At 74.4% G+C, this 22,542-nt stretch carries 20 protein-coding genes; 15 read left to right on the top strand and 5 right to left on the bottom strand.

Going from position 1 to position 22,542, the window contains the following annotated elements; all coding sequences use genetic code 11:
• Positions 1 to 4: 4 nt before the first annotated feature.
• The 5 genes from AC1UE5_RS22970 to AC1UE5_RS22990 are packed head-to-tail and all read left to right on the top strand — an operon-like array spanning position 5 to position 4,596.
• Positions 5 to 946: an ABC transporter permease gene (locus AC1UE5_RS22970; protein WP_482927984.1), complete on the top strand. Its 942-nt coding sequence runs from the start codon at positions 5 to 7 to the stop codon at positions 944 to 946.
• The gene (locus AC1UE5_RS22975) at positions 943 to 1,827 is read left to right on the top strand and encodes an ABC transporter permease (protein ID WP_482927986.1); all 885 of its coding nucleotides are present in this window, start codon (positions 943 to 945) and stop codon (positions 1,825 to 1,827) included. Before AC1UE5_RS22970 ends, AC1UE5_RS22975 begins: the two co-directional genes overlap by 4 nt.
• Positions 1,824 to 2,828: an ABC transporter ATP-binding protein gene (locus tag AC1UE5_RS22980; protein WP_482927988.1), complete on the top strand. Its 1,005-nt coding sequence runs from the start codon at positions 1,824 to 1,826 to the stop codon at positions 2,826 to 2,828. The genes AC1UE5_RS22975 and AC1UE5_RS22980 overlap by 4 nt, the downstream gene beginning before the upstream one ends.
• Positions 2,825 to 3,661 (top strand): ATP-binding cassette domain-containing protein, encoded by an 837-nt coding sequence (locus tag AC1UE5_RS22985; protein ID WP_482927990.1) that lies wholly within the window; start codon positions 2,825 to 2,827, stop codon positions 3,659 to 3,661. Before AC1UE5_RS22980 ends, AC1UE5_RS22985 begins: the two co-directional genes overlap by 4 nt.
• A 2-nt stretch (positions 3,662 to 3,663) precedes the next feature.
• Positions 3,664 to 4,596, top strand: coding sequence for a phosphotriesterase family protein (locus tag AC1UE5_RS22990; protein WP_482927992.1), 933 nt, complete (start codon positions 3,664 to 3,666; stop codon positions 4,594 to 4,596).
• 1 nt (position 4,597) lies between these two features.
• On the opposite strand, the gene AC1UE5_RS22995 is transcribed toward AC1UE5_RS22990, so the two are convergent.
• Genes AC1UE5_RS22995 through AC1UE5_RS23005 form a run of 3 tightly spaced genes read right to left on the bottom strand, consistent with a single transcriptional unit; the run spans position 4,598 to position 7,757 of the window.
• The gene (locus AC1UE5_RS22995; RefSeq protein ID WP_482927994.1) at positions 4,598 to 5,650 is read right to left on the bottom strand and encodes an iron-siderophore ABC transporter substrate-binding protein; all 1,053 of its coding nucleotides are present in this window, start codon (positions 5,648 to 5,650) and stop codon (positions 4,598 to 4,600) included.
• Between the two features lie 8 nt (positions 5,651 to 5,658).
• Positions 5,659 to 6,705, bottom strand: coding sequence for a FecCD family ABC transporter permease (locus AC1UE5_RS23000; RefSeq protein WP_482927996.1), 1,047 nt, complete (start codon positions 6,703 to 6,705; stop codon positions 5,659 to 5,661).
• Complete coding sequence (locus AC1UE5_RS23005; protein ID WP_482927998.1) at positions 6,702 to 7,757, bottom strand: FecCD family ABC transporter permease; 1,056 nt, start codon at positions 7,755 to 7,757, stop codon at positions 6,702 to 6,704. The genes AC1UE5_RS23000 and AC1UE5_RS23005 overlap by 4 nt, the downstream gene beginning before the upstream one ends.
• Before the next feature lie 174 nt (positions 7,758 to 7,931).
• Here AC1UE5_RS23005 and AC1UE5_RS23010 point away from each other — a divergent pair, with 174 nt between their 5' ends.
• Complete coding sequence (locus AC1UE5_RS23010) at positions 7,932 to 9,257, top strand: glycine-rich protein (RefSeq protein ID WP_482928000.1); 1,326 nt, start codon at positions 7,932 to 7,934, stop codon at positions 9,255 to 9,257.
• On the opposite strand, the gene AC1UE5_RS23015 is transcribed toward AC1UE5_RS23010, so the two are convergent.
• Positions 9,190 to 10,680 (bottom strand): PucR family transcriptional regulator, encoded by a 1,491-nt coding sequence (locus AC1UE5_RS23015; RefSeq protein ID WP_482928002.1) that lies wholly within the window; start codon positions 10,678 to 10,680, stop codon positions 9,190 to 9,192. The genes AC1UE5_RS23010 and AC1UE5_RS23015 overlap by 68 nt on opposite strands.
• 98 nt (positions 10,681 to 10,778) lie before the next feature.
• Between AC1UE5_RS23015 and AC1UE5_RS23020 the strand changes: the two genes are divergently transcribed.
• Genes AC1UE5_RS23020 through AC1UE5_RS23060 form a run of 9 tightly spaced genes read left to right on the top strand, consistent with a single transcriptional unit; the run spans position 10,779 to position 22,265 of the window.
• Positions 10,779 to 12,812 carry a hydantoinase/oxoprolinase family protein gene (locus AC1UE5_RS23020; RefSeq protein WP_482928004.1) on the top strand — a complete coding sequence of 678 codons (2,034 nt, stop codon included), beginning with the start codon at positions 10,779 to 10,781 and terminating at the stop codon, positions 12,810 to 12,812.
• Positions 12,809 to 14,542 (top strand): hydantoinase B/oxoprolinase family protein, encoded by a 1,734-nt coding sequence (locus AC1UE5_RS23025; protein ID WP_482928006.1) that lies wholly within the window; start codon positions 12,809 to 12,811, stop codon positions 14,540 to 14,542. Before AC1UE5_RS23020 ends, AC1UE5_RS23025 begins: the two co-directional genes overlap by 4 nt.
• Before the next feature lie 10 nt (positions 14,543 to 14,552).
• Positions 14,553 to 15,635, top strand: coding sequence for an S-methyl thiohydantoin desulfurase family protein (locus AC1UE5_RS23030; protein WP_482928008.1), 1,083 nt, complete (start codon positions 14,553 to 14,555; stop codon positions 15,633 to 15,635).
• On the top strand, positions 15,628 to 17,175 hold the full coding sequence (locus AC1UE5_RS23035) for a hydantoinase/oxoprolinase N-terminal domain-containing protein (protein WP_482928010.1): 1,548 nt from the start codon (positions 15,628 to 15,630) through the stop codon (positions 17,173 to 17,175). The genes AC1UE5_RS23030 and AC1UE5_RS23035 overlap by 8 nt, the downstream gene beginning before the upstream one ends.
• A 25-nt stretch (positions 17,176 to 17,200) precedes the next feature.
• A complete protein-coding gene (locus tag AC1UE5_RS23040) occupies positions 17,201 to 18,823 on the top strand; it encodes an ABC transporter substrate-binding protein (protein ID WP_482928012.1) in 1,623 nt (540 codons plus the stop codon).
• Between the two features lie 7 nt (positions 18,824 to 18,830).
• Positions 18,831 to 19,844, top strand: coding sequence for an ABC transporter permease (locus tag AC1UE5_RS23045; protein ID WP_482928014.1), 1,014 nt, complete (start codon positions 18,831 to 18,833; stop codon positions 19,842 to 19,844).
• Positions 19,841 to 20,728 carry an ABC transporter permease gene (locus tag AC1UE5_RS23050; protein WP_482928016.1) on the top strand — a complete coding sequence of 296 codons (888 nt, stop codon included), beginning with the start codon at positions 19,841 to 19,843 and terminating at the stop codon, positions 20,726 to 20,728. Before AC1UE5_RS23045 ends, AC1UE5_RS23050 begins: the two co-directional genes overlap by 4 nt.
• Positions 20,725 to 21,507, top strand: a complete 783-nt coding sequence (locus AC1UE5_RS23055; RefSeq protein ID WP_482928018.1) for an ABC transporter ATP-binding protein — start codon at positions 20,725 to 20,727, stop codon at positions 21,505 to 21,507. The genes AC1UE5_RS23050 and AC1UE5_RS23055 overlap by 4 nt, the downstream gene beginning before the upstream one ends.
• Positions 21,504 to 22,265 (top strand): ABC transporter ATP-binding protein, encoded by a 762-nt coding sequence (locus AC1UE5_RS23060; protein WP_482928020.1) that lies wholly within the window; start codon positions 21,504 to 21,506, stop codon positions 22,263 to 22,265. The genes AC1UE5_RS23055 and AC1UE5_RS23060 overlap by 4 nt, the downstream gene beginning before the upstream one ends.
• Here the strand turns inward: AC1UE5_RS23060 and AC1UE5_RS23065 are convergent.
• On the bottom strand, positions 22,262 to 22,534 hold the full coding sequence (locus AC1UE5_RS23065; RefSeq protein ID WP_482928022.1) for a HipA domain-containing protein: 273 nt from the start codon (positions 22,532 to 22,534) through the stop codon (positions 22,262 to 22,264). The two genes, AC1UE5_RS23060 and AC1UE5_RS23065, sit on opposite strands and share 4 nt — an antisense overlap.
• Positions 22,535 to 22,542 lie beyond the last annotated feature (8 nt).

The raw sequence follows: 22,542 nt of genomic DNA on the forward strand, positions 1-22,542 counted from the left end.
CCCGATGCTCGGCTACTTCGTCCACCGGCTGCTGCTCGCGCTCGTCGTGCTGTTCGGCCTCGCGGTGTCCACGTTCCTGCTGATCCACCTCGTCCCCGGTGACCCGGTCCAGACGACGCTGGGAACGCGTGCCACCGCGGAGTCGATCGCCACGGCCCGCGAGCAGCTGGGTCTCGACGACTCGCTCCCCGCGCAGTTCTGGACCTTCGTGTCCAACGCTGCGACGGGGGACCTCGGGTACTCGCTGACCCAGAACGCGCCGGTGGGCGAGCTGGTCGGGCAGCGGGTCACCCCGAGCCTGCTCCTGATCGCGTACGGGTTCGTCGTGTCGCTCGTCGTCGGCGTGCCGCTGGCGATCGCCGCGGCGGTCCGCCCGAACGGCATCGTCGACCACGGCATCCGCCTGCTCACGACGTTCGCGTTCGCGATGCCGGCGTTCTGGCTCGGGCTGATGCTCGCGCTGATCTTCGGCCTCGGGCTGGAGTGGTTCCCGGTGTCCGGCTATGAGTCGGGCGTCGGGGGCGTGCTCCGCACGCTCACGCTGCCGGCGCTCACGCTCGGCCTGGCGCTCGCCACGATCGTCGTGCGGACGCTGCGGTCGAGCCTGCTCGAGGTGCTGCAGACCGAGTACGTCGAGGCCGCGCGGTCGCGCGGCCTGAGCGAGCGGCGGGTGATCGTCAAGCACGCGCTGCGCAACGCGATCATGCCCGCGCTGACCGTGCTGTCGGTGAACCTCGGCTTCCTGATCGGCGGCACCGTCGTCGTCGAGGCCGTGTTCCAGATCCCCGGGCTCGGCTCGCTGCTGCTCCAGTCGGTGCAGCGGCGCGACTACGAGCTGGTGCAGGGCCTGGCGCTGCTGGCCGGCTCGGCGGTGGTGCTCATCAGCCTCGCCACCGACCTGCTGCAGGCGTACGTCGACCCGCGCGTCCGGCTGGTGCGGCGATGAGCGCCGTGGCGGCGGTGCCGCAGAGCGGCGCGCGGGAGGAGCGCAAGGGCCGGCGGTGGCGGGTGCTCAAGGGCCAGCCGCTCACCGTGAAGATCGGCGTGGGGATCGTGGGCATCCTGACGCTCGCGGCGCTCCTCGCGCCGCTCATCGCGCCGTACGACCAGAACGAGCTGGACTTCAGCCAGGTGCTCGCGGAGCCGTCCGCCGACCACCTGTTCGGCACCGACGACAGCGGCCGCGACGTGTTCAGCCGCACGCTGTACGGCCTGCGCGTCGACCTGGCGATCGTCTTCTTCGTGACCTACGTGGCGCTGCCGATCGGCGTCGTCGCGGGTGCGGCCGCCGCGTACTTCGGCGGCTGGGTCGACGCGGTGATCTCGCGGCTCGTGGACATCATGCTCGCGTTCCCGTTCATCGTCCTCGTGATCGCGATCGTCGCGATCACCGGGCCGGGCGTGAAGGGCGTCCTGATCGGGGTGCCGATCGTGGGCTGGGCGCTGTACGCGCGGCTTGCGCGCTCGGAGATGCTCGTGCTGCGCGAGCAGCCGTTCATGCTCGCGACGACCGCGCTGGGCTACACGCGGCGCCGGGCGATCTTCCGGCACGCGATCCCGAACCTGGTGCGCACGTCGCTCATCTACTCGACGGTCGACCTGGTGGTGAACCTCATGCTGCTGGCCTCGCTCTCGTACCTGGGCCTCGGCGCCCAGCCGCCCGACGCGGAGCTCGGCTCGGTGATCGCGCAGGGGCAGGCGAACCTGCTCGACGCGTGGTGGGTGGCGACGCTGCCCGGCCTCGTCCTCGTCGCGTTCGGCGTGGGCGTCGGGCTGATCGGCGACGGGCTCTCGGACGGCAAGCTGCTGAAGGGCGGGCGGGCATGAGCGCGCTGCTGGAGATCGCCGGGCTGAGCATCGACTTCGGCACGGACGAGGAGCCGCGGCGCGCGGTCCGCGACGTGTCGCTGCAGATCGCGCCCGGCGAGATCCTGGGGCTGGTCGGCGAGTCCGGCTCGGGCAAGTCGCTGACGTGCCGCTCGGTGATGCGGCTCGTGCCGCCGCCCGGGCGGGTCGCGGAGGGGAGCGTCCGCTTCGACGACCGCGACGTGCTCGCGCTGGCGCCCCGCGACCTGCGGTCGCTGCGCGCCTGCGACGTCGGGATGATCTACCAGGACCCGTTCAGCTCGCTGAACCCGGTCTACCGGATCGGCGACCAGCTGATGGAGACACTGCGCAAGAACCGGGGGATGAGCAAGGCGGAGGCGCGCGACGAGGCGGTCGCGCTGCTGGAGCGGGTGGGCATCCCGGACCCGGCGCGGCGGCTGCTCGTCTACCCGCACGAGCTGAGCGGCGGCATGCGCCAGCGCGTGATGATCGCGCTCGCGACCGCCAGCCGCCCGCGGCTGCTGATCGCCGACGAGCCGACGACCGCGCTCGACGTCACGACGCAGGCGCAGATCCTGGAGCTGCTGCTGGAGATGCGGGAGGAGCTGGGGATGGCGATCCTGCTGGTCTCGCACGACTTCGGCGTGATCGCGCAGGTGTGCGATCGCGTGGCCGTGATGTACGGCGGGCACGTCGTCGAGAGCGGGCCGGTCGAGCGGATCTACCGCGACGCGCAGCATCCCTACACGCGGGCGCTGCTGCAGTCGGTGCCCGAGCTGACGGCGGCGACGCGCTCGCGCTCGGAGCTGCCGCGGGAGGGCATCCCCGGACGGCCGCCCGAGCTGGGCGAGGAGCTGCCGGGCTGCGTGTTCGCGCCGCGGTGCGCGTTCGCGCTGCCCGAGTGCTCGGCGCGCCAGCCCGCGCTCGTCCCGGTCGGGCCCGCGCAGTCCGCGGCGTGCAAGGTGCTGCCGTTCGCGTCCCGCGAGGCGGTGCACGCATGACCGCGACCGAGGCGGTGCTCGAGGTCGCCGGGATCACGAAGGACTTCGGCCTGCGGCAGACGCTCACCGAGCGGCTCACGCGCGTCGAGCCGACCGTCCACCGGGCCGTCGACGACGTGTCCTTCACGCTGCGCCGCGGCGAGATCCTCGGGCTGGCCGGCGGGTCGGGCTCGGGCAAGACGACGCTCGCCCGGTGCCTCATCCGGCTGGTCGAGCCCGACGCCGGCACCGTGCGGCTCGGCGGCGCGGACATGCTCGCGGCGTCGGGGGCGGAGCTGCGCGAGCTGCGCCGCCGGATGCAGATGGTGTTCCAGGATCCGTACGCGTCGCTCAACCCGCGGATGTCGGTCGGCGACGCGCTGCTGGAGGCCGGGCGCGTGCACCGGCGGCCGGGCGCGGAGGACGGCGAGGCGTTCGTCGCCGCGCTGCTCGACCGCGTGCACCTGTCGCCGACCTTCGCGGCCCGCAAGCCGCGCGAGCTGTCCGGCGGCCAGCGCCAACGCGTCGCGATCGCGCGGGCGCTCGCGGTCGGGCCGGAGGTCATCATCGCCGACGAGGCGGTGAGCGCGCTCGACGTGTCGGTGCAGGCGCAGCTCCTGCGGCTGTTCGTCGACCTGCGCGCCGAGCTGGGCGTCGCCATCGTCTTCGTCGCGCACCAGCTCGCCGTCATCGCGGAGATCGCCGACCGCGTCGCGGTGATGGAGAAGGGGCGGATCGTCGAGCTGGGCGAGACTGCCGCGGTGTTCGAGGCCCCGCAGCACGAGTACACGCGCGCGCTGCTCGCCGCGCACCCGCACCCCGACCCGGCGCGCCGGATGAAGGCCGCGGTCTGACGGTGGCCGCCACGGGCTTCGTCCAGACGGTCACCGGCCCGGTCGCGCCGGACGCGCTCGGGTTCACGCTCCCGCACGAGCACGTCTACCTCGACCTGTGGTCGACGGACGGCGCGACGCACGTCGGGCAGCTCGCCGACGACGACCTGCTGGCCCAGGAGCTCGGCGCGTTCGTCGCGGCGGGCGGCTCGTGCCTGGTCGACCAGACGCCGGGCGGCGCGGGCCGGCGGCCCGAGGCGCTGGCGGCGATGGCCGACCGGGTCGGGCTGCACGTCGTGCTCGGCTCCGGCTACTACACCGAGCCGTTCTACCCGCCGGGCGACGACCTGGCCCGGCGCTCGACGGCCGACGTCGCGGCCGCGCTCGTCGCCGAGATCGAGGGCGGGCTGGACGGAACCGCCGTCAAGCCGGGGCTGATCGGCGAGATCGGCGCGTCGCAGGGCTGGGTCACGCCGCTGGAGGAGCGCGTGCACCGCGCGGCGGCGCGGGCGCAGGTGGCGACCGGGCTGCCGCTGGCGACCCACACGCTCCACCACGGCGCGGGGCGCCAGCAGATGCGGATCTTCGACGAGGAGGGCGTCGACCCGGCCCGCGTCTCGATCGGCCACTGCGACACGTGGCCGGACCTCGCGTACTGCCTCGAGGTGGCGCGCTGGGGCGGGTACGTCTCGATCGACAACGTCGGCCTGGAGCTCGGCGACCACGAGGCGCGCGTCCGGCGGCTGGTGCTCGAGCTGGTCGAGGCGGGCTTCGCCGCCCACGTCCTGCTCTCGCAGGACGTGGGGCAGATGACGGAGCTGGCCTCGCGCGGCGGGCGCGGCTACGCCTACCTGGCGGAGGTGTTCCTCCCGGCGCTGCGCGCCGACGGGCTCGACGAGCCGCACGTGCGTGCGATCACCGTCGAGAACCCGCGGCGCTGGCTGACGATCGGCTGAGCTACTCCGGCTGCTCGATCTTCGTGGCAGGGTCCTCGTCGAGGGCCGCGTCGAGGAGCGGCGCGAAGTGCTCCGCCGCGTAGGCCAGCGACGGGCCCGAGCCGAAGCCGAGCGCGCCCGCGAGCTGGTCGGTGAGGTCGAGGTAGATCACCCGGTCCTCCTTGACGGCGTCGAGCCGCTTGAAGGCCGCGTTCTTGACCGCGTCGTCCTTCGCACCGAAGAAGATCACGACGTCCTGGTCCATCAGCCGGATCTGCTCGGACGAGAAGTCGACGTAGAAGCTCTCGCCCGCGAGCTTGTCGATCTCGCGCGGGGTCTTCAGGCCAAGGTCCTCGAAGAACCGCGAGCGGTAGTCGCTGGAGGCGTAGGCGCCGTAGTTGGCGGCGGTCGAGCCGTAGGCGAGGATCGCGTCCTTGCCCACGATGCCCGGGTGCTCCTGCTCGACCTTCTGGAACACGGCCTCGGTGTCGGCGATGACCTTCTCGGCCTGCTCGGTGCGGCCGAGCGCCTGCCCGATCACCTTCGTCTGCTCCTGCCACGGCACGCCGAAGTCGATGTACTTGTCGGTCTGCGCGAGGGTCGGGGCGATCTTCGAGAGCGTCTTGTAGGCGCTCTCGTCCATGCCGGTGTTGATCGCGATGATGAGGTCGGGCTGCTTGGCCGCGACCTTCTCGAAGTCGATCTCCTCGCCGCCGACGGTCGGCAGCTTCTCGCCCTTGGTGAACTGCTGCGCCCACGGCCGGGCGTTCCAGTCGTAGCCGGCGAGGAACTCGCGCACGCCGACCGGCTTGACGCCGAGGGCGAGGACCGTGTCCTGCTCGGTGTAGCCGACGACGACGACGCGCTCGGGCGCCTTCTCGATCTTCGTCTCGCCGAACTTGTGCTTGATCGTGACCGGGAAGGCGGCCGCGTCCGAGCTCTCGGTGGCGGTCGTCTCGGCGCCGGCGTCGGCGGACGTGCCGGAGTCCTCGTCGTCGCCGCACGCGGCGAGCAGCATCGTGGCGCACACGAGCAGCGCGGCGAGCCACGCGGCCCAGAGCGGGCGTCGGGTCATGGTGGGGGTCATCTCCTTAGCGGGCGTTTCAGCAGGTAGAGGAAGTAGGGAGCGGCGAGCGTCGCGGTGAGCAGGCCGGCCGGGAGGTCGGTCGAGCCGAACAGCTCGCGGCCGGCGAGGTCCGCGCCGAGGACGATCAGCGCGCCGCACAGCGCGGCGAGCGCGAGCGTCCCGGTGGCCGACACGCCGGGCACGAGGCGGCGGCCGATGTGCGCGGCGACGAACGCGACGAAGACGAGCGAGCCGGTCGCGGCGACCGAGACGGACGTGAGCGCGATGGCGATCGCCAGCAGCGCGAGGCGGGAGCGCTCGACGCGCACGCCGAGCCCGAGCGCGAGCTCGTCGCCGAGCTTCAGCGCCTCCAGCTGGCGGCCGAGCAGGATCGCGGCCGGCAGGAGCACGACGAGCGCGCCGACCATCGGCCAGACGTGGTCCCAGGTGCGGCCGTTGAGCGAGCCGACGAGCCAGATCCACGCCTCGTTGACGTTGATGATCTCGCCCTTGGTCAGGACGTACGAGACGCCCGCGTTGAGCGCCGCGGCGACGCCGATCCCGATTAGCACGAGCCGGTAGCCCTGCACACCGCCGCGCCAGGCCAGCGCGTAGAGCAGCGCGCCGGTGAGCAGGCCGCCGGCGAGGGCCACGGCGGGGAGCGTGAGGACGCCGCCCCAGCTCGTGAACACGATCGCCGAGACCGCCGCCAGCGATGCGCCGCCGGTGATGCCGATGATGTCCGGCGACACGAGCGGGTTGCGCGAGACGTCCTGGAAGATCGCCCCCGCGATGCCGAGCGCCGCGCCGGCGAGGACGGCCACCAGCGCGCGCGGGAGGCGCAGCTCGTTGATGATGAAGTCGGTGCCCGGGTCGCCCGCGCCGACGAGCGTCTTCAGCACGTCGAGCGCCGGGATCTTCGTCTCGCCGAGCGCGACGTGCGCGGTGAGCAGCGCGATCACGAGAACGACGAGCACGACCGTGACCGCGACGGTGCGGACCGCCACGCGCGTGGAGAACGCGCCGGTGCGGAGGGTGAGTCGGCGGGCGGGGAGGGCGCTCACAGCTGCGGGAGGTTGCGGCGGCGGACGAGCCAGACGAAGAACGGGGCGCCGAGCGCGGCGGTGACGACGCCGACCTCAAGCTCGGCAGGCGACGTCAGCACACGGCCGAGCACGTCCCCGGCGAGCAGGAACAGCGCGCCGAGCAGGCCGCTGAACGGGATGATCCAGCGGTAGTCGCTGCCGACCAGCGCGCGGGCCATGTGCGGCACGGCGAGGCCGACGAAGAGGATCGGGCCGGCGGCCGCGACGGCCGCGCCGGCGAGCAGGATGAACGCGAGCGCGATGCCGCCGCGGACCAGGCCGAGGCGCTGGCCGAGCGCCTTCGCCACGTCGTCGCCCAGCGCCAGCGCGTTGAGCCAACGGCCGGCGAGCAGCGCGATCGCGAAGCCGACGAGGATGAACGGGGCGATCGTCCACACGACCTCGGTCTGGCGGCCGGCGATCGAGCCGACGTTCCAGTAGCGGAACTGCGCGAGCGTCTGCGAGTCGAACGTGAGCACCGCGCTGGTGAGCGCGACGAGCAGCGCCGCCATCACGGCGCCCGCGAGCGCGAGCGTGGTGGGCGACGCGCCCTGCCGGCCCGACGTGCCGAGCGCGTAGACCGCGGCCCACGTGAGCCCGGCGCCGGCCAGCGCGAACCAGACGTACGCCGACGGCGTGGTGATGCCGAGCACGAGGATCGCGAGCACGACCGCGAGCGACGCGCCCGCGTTGACGCCGAGGATGCCCGGCTCGGCCAGCGGGTTGCGCGTGAGGCCCTGCATGAGCGCGCCGGCGGTCCCGAGGCCGACCCCGACGAGGAGCCCGAGGAACGTCCGGGGCACGCGCAGGTCGCGCACGATCGTGTGCGCGTCGGTGTCCTGCCGGTCGGTGAACGCGTCGATGACGTCGCTCAGCGGGATGCGGAGCGACCCGATCGCCAGCGACGCGGCCATGCACGCCACCAGGGCGACGATCCCCACGGCCAGCCCGATCCACCGCGCGGTGGACGTGGAGAGCGGCGCGCCGCGCCGGCGCGCGGTGGCAGGGGTGGACTCGACGGAGATGGACAAGGTCGCGCGGCAGGCGGGGGTGCGCCCGCGGGGCGGGGTCCTGCCTTAGGACACCCTAACGAAGATGAGGTCGCCCTAACCCCGTTCCCGGTGCGAGGTCCGTCCACCCGGCGCGACGGCCTCCAGGACGGCCCCGTACCGTTTCGCGCCGACCTGCGACGGACCCGGAGAACGATGACGATGGACACGAACGGCACCGTGCGGCGCGCGGCCGCCGCGGCAGCGCTGGTGGCGGCGCTCGCCGGCGGCGCGGCACCCGCCACGGCGGAGACCTACAGCGCCACCGGCGTCGAGCACGCGTACGTCGTGCCCGCGGGCGTGACGTACGTCGACGTGACGGCGACCGGCGCGCGTGGCGGCGACGGCCTCGACTACGGCGTCGGCGGGCGCGGCGCGACCGTGTCGGGCCGGCTGGCGGTGACGCCCGGGCAGACCCTCTACGTGCACGTCGGCGGCCCCGGCGCCCCGGGCGGCGGCGACGCCGACGCGCCGGGTGGGGCCAACGGCGGCGGCACGGGCGCGGCGTACGGCGCCGCGGGAGGCGGAGGCGCGTCGGACGTGCGCACGGTCAGCGCGACCGCCGGTGCGGGCTCGCTGGCGTCACGCCGGCTCGTCGCGGCCGGTGGGGGCGGTGCGACCGCCCGGGGGAACGGCGGGGACGCCGGCGGGACCGGCACGAGCGCCCCGGTGGGCTACCCCGGCCAGCCGGGCGGCGCGGGCACGCCGACCGCCGGCGGCGCGGGCGGCGGGACGATCGCCGGGCAGGTCGGCCAGCCGGGCGGGTTCGGCATCGGCGGGAGCGGCGGCTCCTCAGGCGGTGGCGGAGGCGGAGCCGGGTACTACGGCGGCGGTGGAGGCGGCGGGGGCGTCAGCGGCGACGGCGCGGGCGGCGGTGGCGGCGCGAGCTACGTCGAGGCGGCCGCGACGCTCGTCACCGCCCCGGTCGTGACGTCCGCCCCCGCCGCGGTGACGATCACCAGCGGCCCGGCCGCCGAGCCCGAGCCCACGCCCCCGGCGCCCGAGACGCCCGCTCCCGCCGGCCCGCAGGTCCCTGCCGGCCCGCCTGCCACGCCGCCGGCCGCCGTGCCCGCGCCGCAGCCGCGCGTGCCGCCGGCCGGCCTGTCCGCGGGCCTGCGCTCGCGCGCCGACCGTCGTGCGCCGTTCACCTACACGCTCTCCGGGCGCCTGGCGCTGCCTGCCGGCGTCGACGCCCAGGCCGGCTGCCGCGGCGTCGTCGAGGTGCGGTTCAAGCAGGGCGCGCGCACCGTCGCCGCGCGGTCGGCGATCGTCGACCGCGCCTGCACGTGGCGGCGCAGCGTCACCTTCCGCTCCGCGCGCTCGCTGAGCCGCGGCGGGCGCGGCACGCTCCGGGTGCTCGTCCGCTTCGCCGGCAACGACGCCCTGCAGCCGCTCGCCGCGGGCGAGCAGCGCGTCACGTACGGCCCGGCTCGGGCGAAGCCGCGCGCAACGTCCGGGCGCGGCACGCGAGCTGGAGCGTGAGGCGCACGTCCGGGTCGTCGAGGTCGACGCCGAGCTGCTCGACGATGCGGTTGATGCGGTAGGCGACCGCGTTGCGGTGCAGGTGCAGGCGCTCGGCCGTCCGGACGAACGAGCCGCGCTCGTCGAGGAAGACCTGGAGCGTGCGGACGGCGGTGGCGGCGCGCTCGGGGCCGAGCGCGTCGAGCGGGGCGAGCGACTCCTCCACCGTCAGCTGCGCGCCGTCGGACGCGAGCCAGTCGAGCAGCGGACGCGGGAGCCCCAGCGCGGCGAACGGCGTGAGCGTGAACGGCTGCCCGAGCGCGCGCGCCGACTGGGCCGACGCGCGCGCCTCGCCCGCGCCTGCGCGCAGGCCCTCCGGCCCGTCGAGGCGCCGGCTCAGGCCGCAGTAGGCGACGTACTCCGCGAAGCCGCGCCGCACCAGCTCGAGGGCCGAATGGGCGCCGGTGAGCGCCTCCTCCTCCGCGGTCGACGGGCCGTGCGTCGGCCGCTCGGTGTGGACGAGCAGCAGCCCGCCGTCCAGCGCCGTCCGCTCCCACGCCGGCCCGAGCACGTCGCCCAGCTCGTCCTCGAGCTCCAGCAGCACGTGCGGCGGCGCGCCGTCGAGCTCCACCCGCGCCGCGAGGTGCGCGCCGTCGACCGCGACGCCCAGCTCGCGGGCGCGCTCGGCCGCGGCCGGAACTCGGCGCGGCGCTGCTCCCACGAGCGCCGCGACGGCGGCGCCGCGCGCACGGGCGGGGGCGCGCTCCCGCCGGCGCCGCGCGGTCCGCAGCCGCCCGATCGCCTCCGCGGCCAGCCGCACGGTGAGCCGCGTGGCCGCGTCGTCGGTGTCGTCGGCGACGACGTAGCCCTCGATCCGCCCGTCGACCACCACCCGCTCGAACGGCGCGGGCGCGGCGCCGGACGGGCGCGGGGCGGGCAGGGAGGAGGAGAGCGAGAGCGGCGCGCCCAGCGCAGCGGAGGCGGCCGCCAGCACCGCGTCGCTGCCCTGCCGCTCGGCCGCTGCGATCTGGTCCATCGCCTCGACGGCGCGCGTCAGCACGGCGCCCGCGTCCTGGCGGATCGCCCGCTCCAGCCCGAACGCGAGCGACGACAGGTCCCGCCCGTGCGCGACCGACAGGAGCGCGACGCGGCCACGGTTCGCGAGCCGGATCGCGGTCGGCGACGTGGTGCCCTCGCCGTACACCGCGATCGCCGCCAGCTCGCGGTCGCCGGCCGTGCGCAGCGCGATGTCGAGCCGGTAGCCGTTGGCCAGCGACGAGGCATGCCGGGTGAGCAGCGCGACCGAAGCCGGCGCGACGTCGCGCAGCTCCTCGATCGAGTCGACGATCGCGACGTGCTCGGCCGCCCGCGCCTCCCACGGCCCGGCGACCAGCATCAGGTCGCGGCCTTCGGGGGTCTGGAGCAGCTGGTCGACCGTGGTCATCGGCGCCGCTCATTGTGCTGCGCGCACAGGCGTAAGTGGAACTCCTGTGCGCCAAGCCCGTGATGTGAACGCGATGTCGCCGCCTAGGGTGCCCCGCCATGAACCTGCGGATCGGCGTCGACGTCGGCGGCACCTTCACCGACCTCATCGTCAGCGACGAGGCCACGGGGACCGTGGTCGTGGGCAAGGAGCTGACGACGCCCGAGGCGCCCGAGCGCGGCGTCCTCGCCGCCGTGGACGGCACGCTCACCGACGGGCTCGGGACGGCGCGCGACTTCGTGCACGGGACGACGGTCGGCCTCAACGCGCTGCTCGAGCGGCGCGGCGCGGTCGTCGGCCTGCTCGCCACGAAGGGCTTCCGCGACATCCTCGAGATCCGCCGCGGCGACCGCGACGATCCGTACGACCTCTTCTGGAGCGGGCCGGCGCCGCTCGTGCCGCGCTCCCTCCGCCTGCCCGTCGCCGGCCGCATGCGCGCCGACGGGTCGGAGCACGAGCCGCTGTCCCACGGGGACGTGAAGGCCGCCGCGCACGCGTTCGCCGAGGCGGGCGTCGACGCGGTGGCCATCGCGTTCATGAACGCCTACGCGAACCCGGCGCACGAGCAGGAGGCCGAGCGGCTGCTGCGCGAGCACGGGTTCACCGGCGAGATCTCCGTCTCGCACCGCGTCTCCGGCGAGTACCGCGAGTACGAGCGCACGTCGACGACCGTCATCGACGCGTTCGTCCGCCGCCGCATGGGCGGCTACCTCGCCCGCCTGCGCAGCGCGCTGGGCGAGCGGGGGTTCGGCGGCCGCTCGTTCGTCACCCGCAGCGGCGGCGGCGCGATGGCCTTCGACGAGGCGATGGACCGGCCGTTCGAGACGATCATCTCCGGCCCGGTCGCCGGCGTCGCGGCGTGTGCGACGCTCGCCCGGGAGCTGGGGCTCGACGAGGTCATCGCCGCCGACGTCGGCGGCACGAGCTTCGACACCTGCCTGATCGTGGACGGCGTCCCGCCGGTGCTCTACGAGGGCGAGATCATCGGCCTGCCGGTGCAGACGCCGTGGGTCGACGTCCGCTCGATCGGCGCCGGCGGCGGCTCGATCGCCCACGTCGACGCGGGCCGCCTGCTCCGCGTCGGGCCGCGCTCGGCGGGCTCCAACCCCGGTCCCGCGTGCTACGGACGCGGCGGCGCCGAACCGACCACCACCGACGCGATGCTCGTGCTCGGCATGCTTCCCGCGGGCGACATCGCGGGCTCCGTCAGCCTCGACCTCGGCCGGGCCACGGCCGCGTTCGAGCCGCTGGCGGAGCAGCTCTCCTTCGGGACGGTCGAGGACGTCGCGCGCGGCGTCGTCCAGATCGCCGCGAACCACATGGCGGAGGCCATCCGCTCGATCACCGTCGAGCAGGGCCGCGACCCGCGCGCCGGGGCGATCGTCGCGTTCGGCGGCGCGGGCGCGCTGTTCGGCACGCTGCTCGCCGACGAGCTCGGCGCGGCCACGATCGTCGTCCCCAACCACGCCGGCGCGTTCTCCGCGTACGGCCTGCTCGGCGTCGACCTCGCGCGCACCGCGAGCCGGACGAAGCTCACGCCGCTCACCCCCGAGGACCTGCGCGCCGCGCGCCCGCTGGTGGCGGAGCTGCTGGCCGAGATCGACGCGCGCGGCGGCGACAGCGAGGCGCGCCAGCTCGAGGTCCACCTCGACGTCCGCTACGTCGGGCAGGAGCACACGCTGACGGTCACGGCCCCCGCGATGACCGGCGAGCTGCTGACCGACGACGCGCTCGCGCTCGCCGACCTGTTCACCTCGACCTACGCGCGGGTGTTCGGGGCGACGATCGAGGAGGCCGTCGAGGTCGTCACGTTCCGCCTCGTCGCGACGACGCCGCTCGAGCGCGGGGAGGCCGCCCCGGCCGCGCCCGCCCCCGACGGCACCGCCGCGCAGACCACGAGCGCATGGTCGTTCACGCGGCAGGAGCGCACGGAGTTCGCGGTCGTCGACCGCGCCACGATCGCGCCCGGCGACACCGTCGCGGGCCCGGCGATCGTCCGCGAGCCGACGACCACCACGTACCTCGACGCCGGCTGGGCCGCACGCGCCCACGACACCGGCCACCTGATCCTGGAGCGGAGGGAGCTCGCATGAGCAGCGACCTGACCGTCGTGCACCGCGCCGGCGTCGGCGCGTCGACCGGCGTCGCCGACGCGGACCCGATCACCACCGAGATCGTCCGCCAGGGGCTCAACGCGGCCGCCGACCAGATGAAGCGCTCGCTGGTGCGGACGTCGTTCTCGCCGGTGATCTACGAGGTGCTCGACTTCGCCGCGGCGCTCTACGACAAGGACATGGCGCTGCTCGCGCAGGCGCCCACGCTGCCGGTCTTCCTCGGCACGATGAGCTTCTGCGTCGAGGGCGCGGTCGAGGCGGTCGGCGGGCCCGAGGCGCTCGAGCCGGGCGACATCATCCTCTACAACGTCCCCTACGGCACGGGCTCGCACCCGCAGGACGCCGCGACGGTCATGCCGATCTTCCTCGACGACGAGGAGCTCATCGGCTACGCGGCGATCAAGGCGCACTGGCTCGACATCGGCGGCAAGGACCCGTACTCCACCGACACGGTCGACGTGTTCCAGGAGGGGACGATCTTCCCCGGCGTCAAGCTCTTCTCGCGCGGCCGCCTGGTCTCCGACATCTTCCGCATGGCGACCGCGAACTCGCGCGTCCCGAAGATGGTCGCGGGCGACATCAACGCGTTGGTCGTCGGCGTGCGCACCGGCGCCGCGGCGCTCACCCGCGTCGTCGAGCGCTACGGGCTGGAGACGTTCCGCGAGTGCGTCGCGCGCATGTACGACCACGGCGAGGCGGTGGTCCGGGACTGGTTCACCAAGCTCCCCGACGGGCGCTACGTCGGCCGCGGCGAGATGGACTCGGACGGCATCAGCGACGACCCGGTCCCGTTCGAGGTCGTCGTCGAGGTCCAGGGCGACACCGTCCGGCTCGACTACTCCGGCGCGCCGCCCGAGCAGACCGGCCCGATCAACTGCCCGGTGCCGTCGACCGTGAGCGCGAGCCGCATCGCGATCACGATGCTGGCCGGCGGCGGCGAGGCGCCCAACGAGGGCCACTTCCGCGCGATCGAGGTCGTCACGCGGCCCGGCACGCTCTTCCACCCCGAGCCGCCCGCGCCGTGCTTCCTCTACGGCTGGGCCGGCGACCAGGCGATCGAGGCGATCTACCAGGCGATCGCCGAGGCGATGCCCGACGCGGTCCCGGCGTCGAGCGGCGGCGACATCTGCGCGCTCGTCTGGTGGGGCAACCGCGAGGCGACCGGCGAGCCGTGGACCGACGGCTCCCCGCACCCGATCGGCCAGGGCGCGCACGCGCGCGGCGACGGCGGCTCGTCGCTCATGCACATCTCCGAGGCGGCCACGCGCTTCACCTCGACCGAGGTGTGGGAGGCCAAGACGCCGTGGCTGCTCGAGCGCGTCGAGCTGGCGCAGGACTCCGGCGGCGCGGGCCGCTACCGCGGCGGCCTGGGCGTCGACTTCACGTTCCTCACGCTCGAGGACATGTGGCTGACGTCCGCGCTGGAGCGGACGAAGAACGCCCCGTGGGGCCTGGAGGGCGGCCAGGAGGGGCGCGCGAACGCGATGCAGCTCGTCCGCCCCGACGGCGAGGCGACCTGGCACTCCAAGGCCACCCGGCTCGCCGTCCCGAAGGGCTCGCGCGTGCACCTGCACACCGGCGGCGGAGGCGGCTACGGCCCGCCGGCCGAGCGCGACCCCGAGGCCGTGCGCCGCGACGTCCGCGAGGGCTACGTGTCCGAGGCGCAGGCGCGCGCCGACTACCCGCACGCGTTCGGCGACGAGGTCTAGGCGCGACCCGATGGCCGACCGCATCACCCACGTCACCGTCGAGCACGTGCCCGCGCTGGCCCGCGGCTGCGCGATCCTCGGCACGGGCGGAGGCGGCGACTCGTACGTCGGCCACCTCATCGCGCGGCAGGCGCTGGAGGAGCTCGGGCCGGTGCCGCTCATCACGGTCGACGAGCTGCCCGATCACGGCATCGTCATGCCGCTCGGCGCGGTCGGCGCGCCGACCGTGGCACTCGAGAAGCTCCCCAACGGCGCCGAGCCCGTGCGGCTGCGCGACCACGTCGAGCAGAAGCTCGGCAAGGAGGTCGTCGCGATCATGGCGTCCGAGATCGGCGGCTCGAACGGCGTGGAGCCGGTCGCGTTCGCCGCCAAGCTCGGCGTCCCGCTGCTCGACGCGGACTCGATGGGCCGCGCGTTCCCCGAGGTCCACATGGTCTCCCAGCACGTGGCAGGGATCGAGCCCGACGCGATCGTCGTCACCGACGCGGGCGGGAACGTCGTCACGCTGCGCGCCACGAGCGGGCCGTGGGCCGAGCGCATCGCGCGCTCGATCACGGTCGCGTTCGGCGGCACCGCGCTGATGGCCGACTACCTGCTTGACGTCCAGCAAGTTCCCGGCGCGGTCGTCGAGGGCAGCGTCTCGCGGGCCATCGCGATCGGCCGCGCGCTGGAGGACGCGTTGCGCGAGCCGGTCGACGCGCTGGTCGACGAGCTCGGCGCGTACCGCCTGCTCACCGGCAAGATCGTCGACGTCGAGCGCACCACGCGCGGCGGCTTCGTGCGCGGCAGCGTGGCGATCGAGGGCGTCGGCGCGCAGGCCGGCCGGCTGCTGCGGCTGGAGATCCAGAACGAGAACCTGGCCGCGTTCGAGGACGGCGAGGTCGTCGCGTGCGTGCCCGACCTGATCACGGTCGTCGACACCCAGACCGGCGACGCGGTCCCGACCGAGCTGCTGCGCTACGGCCGCCGGGTCAGCGTGCTCGCGTTCCCCTGCGACCCGATCTGGCGGACGCCGCGCGGCCTGGAGACCGTCGGCCCGGGCGCGTTCGGCTACGACTTCGACTACGTCCGGGTGGAGGCGCTGCATGCCTGACCTGCGCCTCGGCATCGACGTCGGCGGTACCCACACCGACGCGGTGGTGCTCGACGCGAGCGACCGGCTCGTCGCCAAGACGAAGGCCCCGACGACCGCGGACGTCACCGGCGGCGTCACCGCGGCGATCGGCCAGGTGCTGGCCGCGGGGAGCGTCGATCCCGCGCGCGTCTCGCACGTCATGCTCGGCACGACGCACGCGACGAACGCCGTGCTGGAGCGCCGCAACCTCCACCGGGTCGCCGTCCTGCGCCTCGCCGCGCCCGCGACGATGGCCGTCCGCCCGCTGCTCGACTGGCCCGCCGACCTGCGCGCGGCGGTCAGCGCCGGCGAGGCGATCGTCGGCGGCGGGCACGAGCTGGACGGGCGCGAGATGGCGCCGCTCGACCGCGAGGCGATCACGCGCTTCCTCGCGCCGCTCGCCGGCCAGGTCGACGCGGTGGCGATCACGTCCGCGTTCGCGCCCGCGACGCCGGAGCACGAGCTGGAGGCCGGCGCCCTCGCCCGCGAGGTCCTCGGCGACGTGGACGTGTCGCTCAGCCACGACATCGGCACGCTCGGCCTGATCGAGCGCGAGAACGCGACCGTGCTCAACGCGACGCTCACCGGCGTCGCCCGCGACGTCGCCCACGCGCTCGACTCCGCGCTGGCCGCGCACGGCCTGGAGGGCGCCGCCGTGCTGTTCGCGCAGAACGACGGCACGCTGATGTCGCTCGACTACGCGGTCCGCCACCCGGTCCTGACGATCGGCTCCGGCCCGGCCAACTCGATCCGTGGCGCGGCGTTCCTGGCGAACGTCAGCGACGCGCTCGTGGCCGACGTCGGCGGCACCTCGACCGACGTCGGCGTGCTCGTCAACGGCTTCCCGCGCGAGTCGGCCGCGGCGGTCGAGATCGGCGGCATCCGCACGAACTTCCGCATGCCCGACGTCGTCGCGGTCGCCATCGGCGGCGGCTCGATCGTCGGCCCCGGCGGCGCGACGGTCGGACCGCAGTCGGTCGGCTACGCGCTGCCCGACCGCGCGCTCGTCTTCGGCGGCGACGTCCCGACGCTCACCGACGCGGCCGTCCACGGCGGCCGCGGGACGGTCGGCGACGGGGCGCGGGTGAACGGCCACGGCGACGCGCTCGCGCGGGCCATGGCCATCGCCGACGGCGTCATCGCCGGCGCGGTCGACCGGGCCAAGACGGCCCGCGCCGACCAGCCGCTGGTCGTCGTCGGCGGCGGCAGCTTCCTCGTCCCGGACACGCTGCCCGGCGTGTCGGAGGTCCTCCGTCCCGACCACCACGACGTCGCGAACGCCGTGGGGGCCGCGATCGCGCAGGTGAGCGGTCGCTGGGAGGAGGTCGTGAAGGTCGGGCCGGACCGCGAGGCGGTCCTGGAGCAGGCGCAGGAGCGTGCGCGCCAGCGGGCCGTCGAGGCCGGCGCGGACGTCGGGTCGATCGAGATCGTGGAGCTGGAGGAGGTCCCGTTGGCGTACCTGACGGAGCCCACCGTCCGCCTCCGAGTCAAGGCCGTGGGGCCGCTGAGCCGCCTGTAGGCGGTCCGTAGGAAGAGGAGCAGCGTTGAGACTGACGAGCAGGATCGGAGTGCTGGCCGCGGTGGCCGCGCTCGCCGCCGCCGGATGCGGCGAGAAGCGCGAGCCCGCCAGCGCGAGCGGCGACGGCGGCACGCCCGCCGCGGGCACCTCGGGCGACGCGACGTTCACCTACGTCGACAACAACACGATCATGGTCGGCTGGGACCCGGCGTCCTCGTACTCCAACGAGGTCACGGCCATGAACAACATCTATGAGCAGCTCGTCCGCTGGAACCAGCAGACGGAGAAGGCCGAGCCGCTGCTCGCCGAGAAGTGGGAGTCGTCCGAGGACGGCAAGACGTGGACGTTCACCCTCCGCGAGGGCGTCACGTTCCACACCGGCAAGGCCCTCGACGCGAAGGCCGCCAAGGCCGCGATCGAGCGTACGATCGACATCAACGAGGGCGCCGCCTACATCTGGGGCGCGGTCGACTCGATCGCGACGCCGGACGACCGCACGCTCGTCTTCAAGCTCAAGTACGCCGCGCCGCTCGACCTCATCGCGTCGTCCGCGTACGCCGCCTACATCTACGACGTCTCCGCCGCGCCGAAGGGCAAGAAGGCGAGCGCGAAGTGGTTCGAGGAGGGCAACGAGGCGGGCACCGGCCCGTACCAGCTCGACCAGTGGAACAAGGGCCAGGAGGTCGAGCTGCGCCTGAAGAAGTTCGACGGCTACTGGGGCGGCTGGGAGGGCGCGAAGTACACCCGCGTCGTCTTCCGCGCGGTGCCGCAGGACACCACCGCCGCGCAGCTGCTCGAGTCCGGCGACGCGACGTTCGTGCAGCGCCTCACGCCGCAGCTGCTCGGGCAGGTCAAGGCGCAGGACGGCATCGTGACCTCCGAGGCGCCGTCGTTCCAGAACCTGATCGGGTTCCTCAACACCGAGTCCGGGCCGCTGAAGGACCTCGAGCTCCGCCAGGCCGTCGTGGCCGCGATGGACTACGACGGCTACATCTCCGCGCTGAAGGGCAGCCAGGTGCGTGCGTCGGGCACGATCCCCGAGGGGCTGCTCGGCTACGACCCGGCGCTGACGCAGAAGCAGGACCTGGCGAAGGCCGAGGCGCTCTTGCAGGAGGCCGGCTACGGCCCCGGCGGCAAGAAGCTCACGCTGACGCTCACGCACGCGGCGGGCGACGACGACCTGGCGCTGTTCGCCTCGCTGCTCAAGAGCAAGCTGACGCCGCTCAACGTCGACCTGAAGGTGTCGCCGCTGGAGTGGACGAGCCAGTGGAACCGCGGCAAGGCGAAGGACCCGTCCAAGCGCCAGGACATCTTCGCGATGTACTGGTTCCCGGACTACGCCGACCCGTTCTCCTGGTTCACGTCGGTCTGGCACAGCGCCGACCCGCCGTACTTCAACATGAGCTACCTGAAGGACGCGACGCTCGACAAGGAGATCGACGGCCTCCAGGAGCTGACCGCGACCGACCGCACGGCGGCCGACGCGGCGTACAAGGCGGCGCAGAAGCGGATCGTCGACCAGGCGGCCGGCATGTTCCTCGGCGTCCAGCAGTACCAGCGGGCGTACCGCGACGAGTTCGACGGCTACGTCGACAACCCGGCCTACGCGAACGTCGTCTTCGTCCACGGGCTGACGCGCAAGGGCTGATCGACCGATGGCCCGGTTCGTCCTCCGCCGCCTGCTCCAGTCGCTCGTCGTGCTGGCGGGCGTCGTCGTCCTCACGTTCGCGGTCGCCCGGCTGGTGCCGGGCGACCCGGCGGTCGCCTACGCCGGACCGCGCGCGGGGGCCGAGGAGCTGGAGGCGGTGCGGGAGGAGCTGGGCCTCGACAAGCCGGCGCTCGCGCAGCTCGGCGACTACGCGGTCGGGATCGTGACCGGGGACTGGGGCACGGCGCTGCACACCAAGCAGCCCGTGCTGGAGGACCTCGGCCGCGTCATCCCGCCGACGCTCGAGCTGGTCGGCGCCGCGCTGCTGCTGGCGATCCTGGTCGGCGTCCCGCTCGGCGTGCTCGCGGCGCGCCGTGGCGGGTGGATCGACGGGACGGTGCGGGTCGGCTCGATGCTGCTGGTGAGCGCGCCGACGTTCCTGCTGGCGCTGCTCCTCCAGCTGATCCTCTTCCGCCAGCTCGACCTCTTCCCGGTGGCCGGCGAGTACGACCCGGAGCTGGACTACACGCACCCGCTCACGGTCTTCACGAACATGACGGTGGTCGACGCGCTCATCACCGGCAACTGGGCGATGCTGGGGAGCGCGCTGCACCACCTCGTGCTGCCGTGCCTGGCGGTCGCCGCCTACCCGACGGGCGTGATCGCGCAGATGACGCGCGCGTCGCTGCTGCAGGAGCTGGGCGAGGACCACGTCCGGATGGCGCGGGCGCTGGGCTTCTCCGAGCGGGTGATCGTCGGGCGCCTCGCGCTGCGGCCGGCGCTCAACCCCGTCGTGTCGATCGTCGCGCTCGTGTTCGCGTACGCGCTGGTGAACACGTTCCTCGTCGAGTCGATCTACAACTGGCCGGGGCTCGGCTCGTACGCGGTGGCGTCGATCCGCGCGCTCGACGTGCCGGCCATCATCGGCGTGACGGTCTTCATCGGGATCGTCTACGTCGTCGTCAACCTCGCCGTCGACCTGGTCCAGGCGTGGCTCGATCCCCGGATCTCGCTGCGATGAGCGCCGTCCCCGTCGAGCCCGTCGCCGCCGCCCCGCGCGGCCGCCGCCTCCTCGCGGCGGTGCGGGGCAACCGCTTCGCCGCGGTCGGGGCGGCGCTCGCCCTCCTGCTGATCCTCATCGCCCTCTTCGCGCCCGTCATCGCGCCGCATCCCGCCGACGCCGGCTCGGCGACGCACCCCGAGAACGCGCTCGCGCACCCCTCGTCGACGCACCTGCTCGGCACCGACCAGCTCGGCCGCGACGTGCTGACGCGCGTGCTCTACGGGGCGCGGACGTCGTTGCGCATCGCGGCGTCGGTGCTGCTGCTCGCGGTGGCGATCGGCGTGCCGCTCGGCCTGATCGCCGGCTACGTCGGCGGCTGGGTCGACGACGTGATCATGCGCGTCACCGACATCTTCCTCGCCTTCCCGGCGCTGCTGCTGTCGCTCGCGCTGGCGGCGGTGCTGACCCCGAGCGTGGGGAACGCGACGATCGCGATCGCCGTGACGTGGTGGCCGTGGTACGCGCGGCTCGCGCGGGGCAGCGCGGTGGCGATCCGCGACCGCGGGTACGTCGAGGCCGCGCGGGCGCTGGGCGTCTCGCAGCGGCGCATCCTCGCGCGGCACGTGCTCCCCAACGCGACCACGCCGGTGCTCGTGCAGGCGTCGCTGGACGTCGGCGGCATCATCATCACCGCCGCCGCGCTGTCGTTCCTCGGCCTCGGCGCGCAGGACCCGACGGCCGAGTGGGGCCTGATGGTGTCGCAGGGCCAGGGGCTGCTGGCGACGAACTGGTGGTTCCCGGTCGCGCCGGGTGTCGCGATCGTGATCATGGCGCTCGCGTTCAACCTGCTCGGCGACGGGCTGCGCACCGTGCTCGATCCGCGGAAGGTGGCGGCGCGGTGATCGCCGTCCGCAACCTCCGCGTGGCGTTCGGCGAGCGCGTCGTCGCCTCGGTGCCCGCGCTCGACCTCGCGGCCGGCGAGCTCGTCGGACTGGCGGGCGAGAGCGGCTCGGGCAAGTCGATGACGTCGATGGCGATCCTCGGCCTCGCGCCGGCGCTCGGCGCGACGGTGAGCGGCTCGATCACGCTCGGCGGCCGCGAGCTGCTCGGGCTCCCCGAGAAGGAGCTGCTCGACCTGCGCGGGCGGCGGATCGCGATGGTGCTCCAGTCGCCGCGCGGCTCGCTGAACCCCACGATGCGGCTGGGCAAGCTGATGGAGCGCACGCTGGCGACGCACGGCATCGAGAAGGCCGACGCCGACGCCCGCTGCGCCGCGGCGCTGGCGGACGTGCGGCTCGACAGCGAGCTGCTGCGCCGCTACCCGCACCAGGTGTCCGGCGGGCAGGCGCAGCGGTTCGCGATCGCGCTGGCCGTCGCGATGCGCGCGGAGGTGCTGCTCGCCGACGAGCCGACGAGCGCGCTCGACGTGACGGTGCAGGCCGAGGTGCTGGAGACGCTGAACCGCCTGCGCGAGGAGCACGGCACGGCGATCCTGCTCGTCTCCCACGACCTCGCGGTGCTCGGCCGGTACGCCGACCGGCTCGTCGTGATGCGCTCCGGTGAGGTGGTCGAGCAGGGCCCGACGCGCGAGGTGCTCACCGCGCCGTCGTCCGAGTACACGCGCGAGCTCGTGGCCGCCGTGCCCGTCATCGGCGGCACGCGTCGGAGGAGCGCGGCATGACGCTCCTCTCCGTGACCGGCCTCACCGTCACCTACGGCGACCGCGCCGTCGTGCGCGACGTGTCCTTCGACGTGCCGGCCGGGCCGTTCGGCCTGGGGCTGATCGGCGAGTCCGGCGCGGGCAAGACGACGATCGCACGGGCGGTGCTCGGGCTCGTGGCGCCGTCCTCCGGGTCGGTGACGTTCGACGGCGCGTCCGTGCCGGGGCTGCGCGGGGACGCGCTGAAGGCGTTCCGCCGCCAGGTGCAGATCGTCGCGCAGGACGGCTCGGAGGCGCTCAACCCGCGCATGCGCGTGGGTGCGTCGATCGGGGAGGGGCTTGGTGCGCACAAGATCGTCGCGAAGGCCGAGCGGCCGGCGCGCGTGGCGCGGCTGATGGAGGAGGTCGGGCTCGACCCGGCGCTCGCGGACCGCTACCCGCACCAGCTCTCGGGCGGCCAGCGCCAGCGGGCGGTCATCGCGCGGGCGCTGGCGGTCGAGCCGCGCCTGCTCGTCCTCGACGAGCCGACGTCCGCGCTCGACGTCACGGTGCAGGCGCGCATCCTCGAGCTGATCGAGCGGCTCCGCGACGAGCGCCAGCTCGCCTACGTCCTCATCTCGCACAACCTCGCGGTCGTCGACCGGCTCTGCGAGCGGTCGATCGTCCTGGCCGACGGCGAGGTCGTCGAGGCGGGAGAGACCGCGCAGCTCCTCGACGACCCGCAGCACCCCTACACGCAGCGCCTGCGGGCAGCGGTCCCCGAGCTGCCGGCCGCCTAGCGCGTGCGCGGACCGGGTGCGGCGGCCGCGGCGAGCCACTCGGCACGCTGGTCGACGGCCTCGACGACCCGCGTGAGCACCGGTCGATCCCACCCGCCGTCCGCGAGCGCCTGACGCGCGTCCCGTGCGGCGTCGGGCGCCCGCGCCGCCAGCCCGCGCAGGCGCCGCTTCGCCGCGGCGGCGCCGAGCCCGGCGTCGGAGAGGAGCCGGTCGAGGTGCCGCGCGCGCACGTAGTCGGGCCGGTACTCCGTCCCGATGCGCATCGCCATCTTGCGCG

The sequence above is a fragment of the Parviterribacter multiflagellatus genome, from assembly GCF_056863265.1.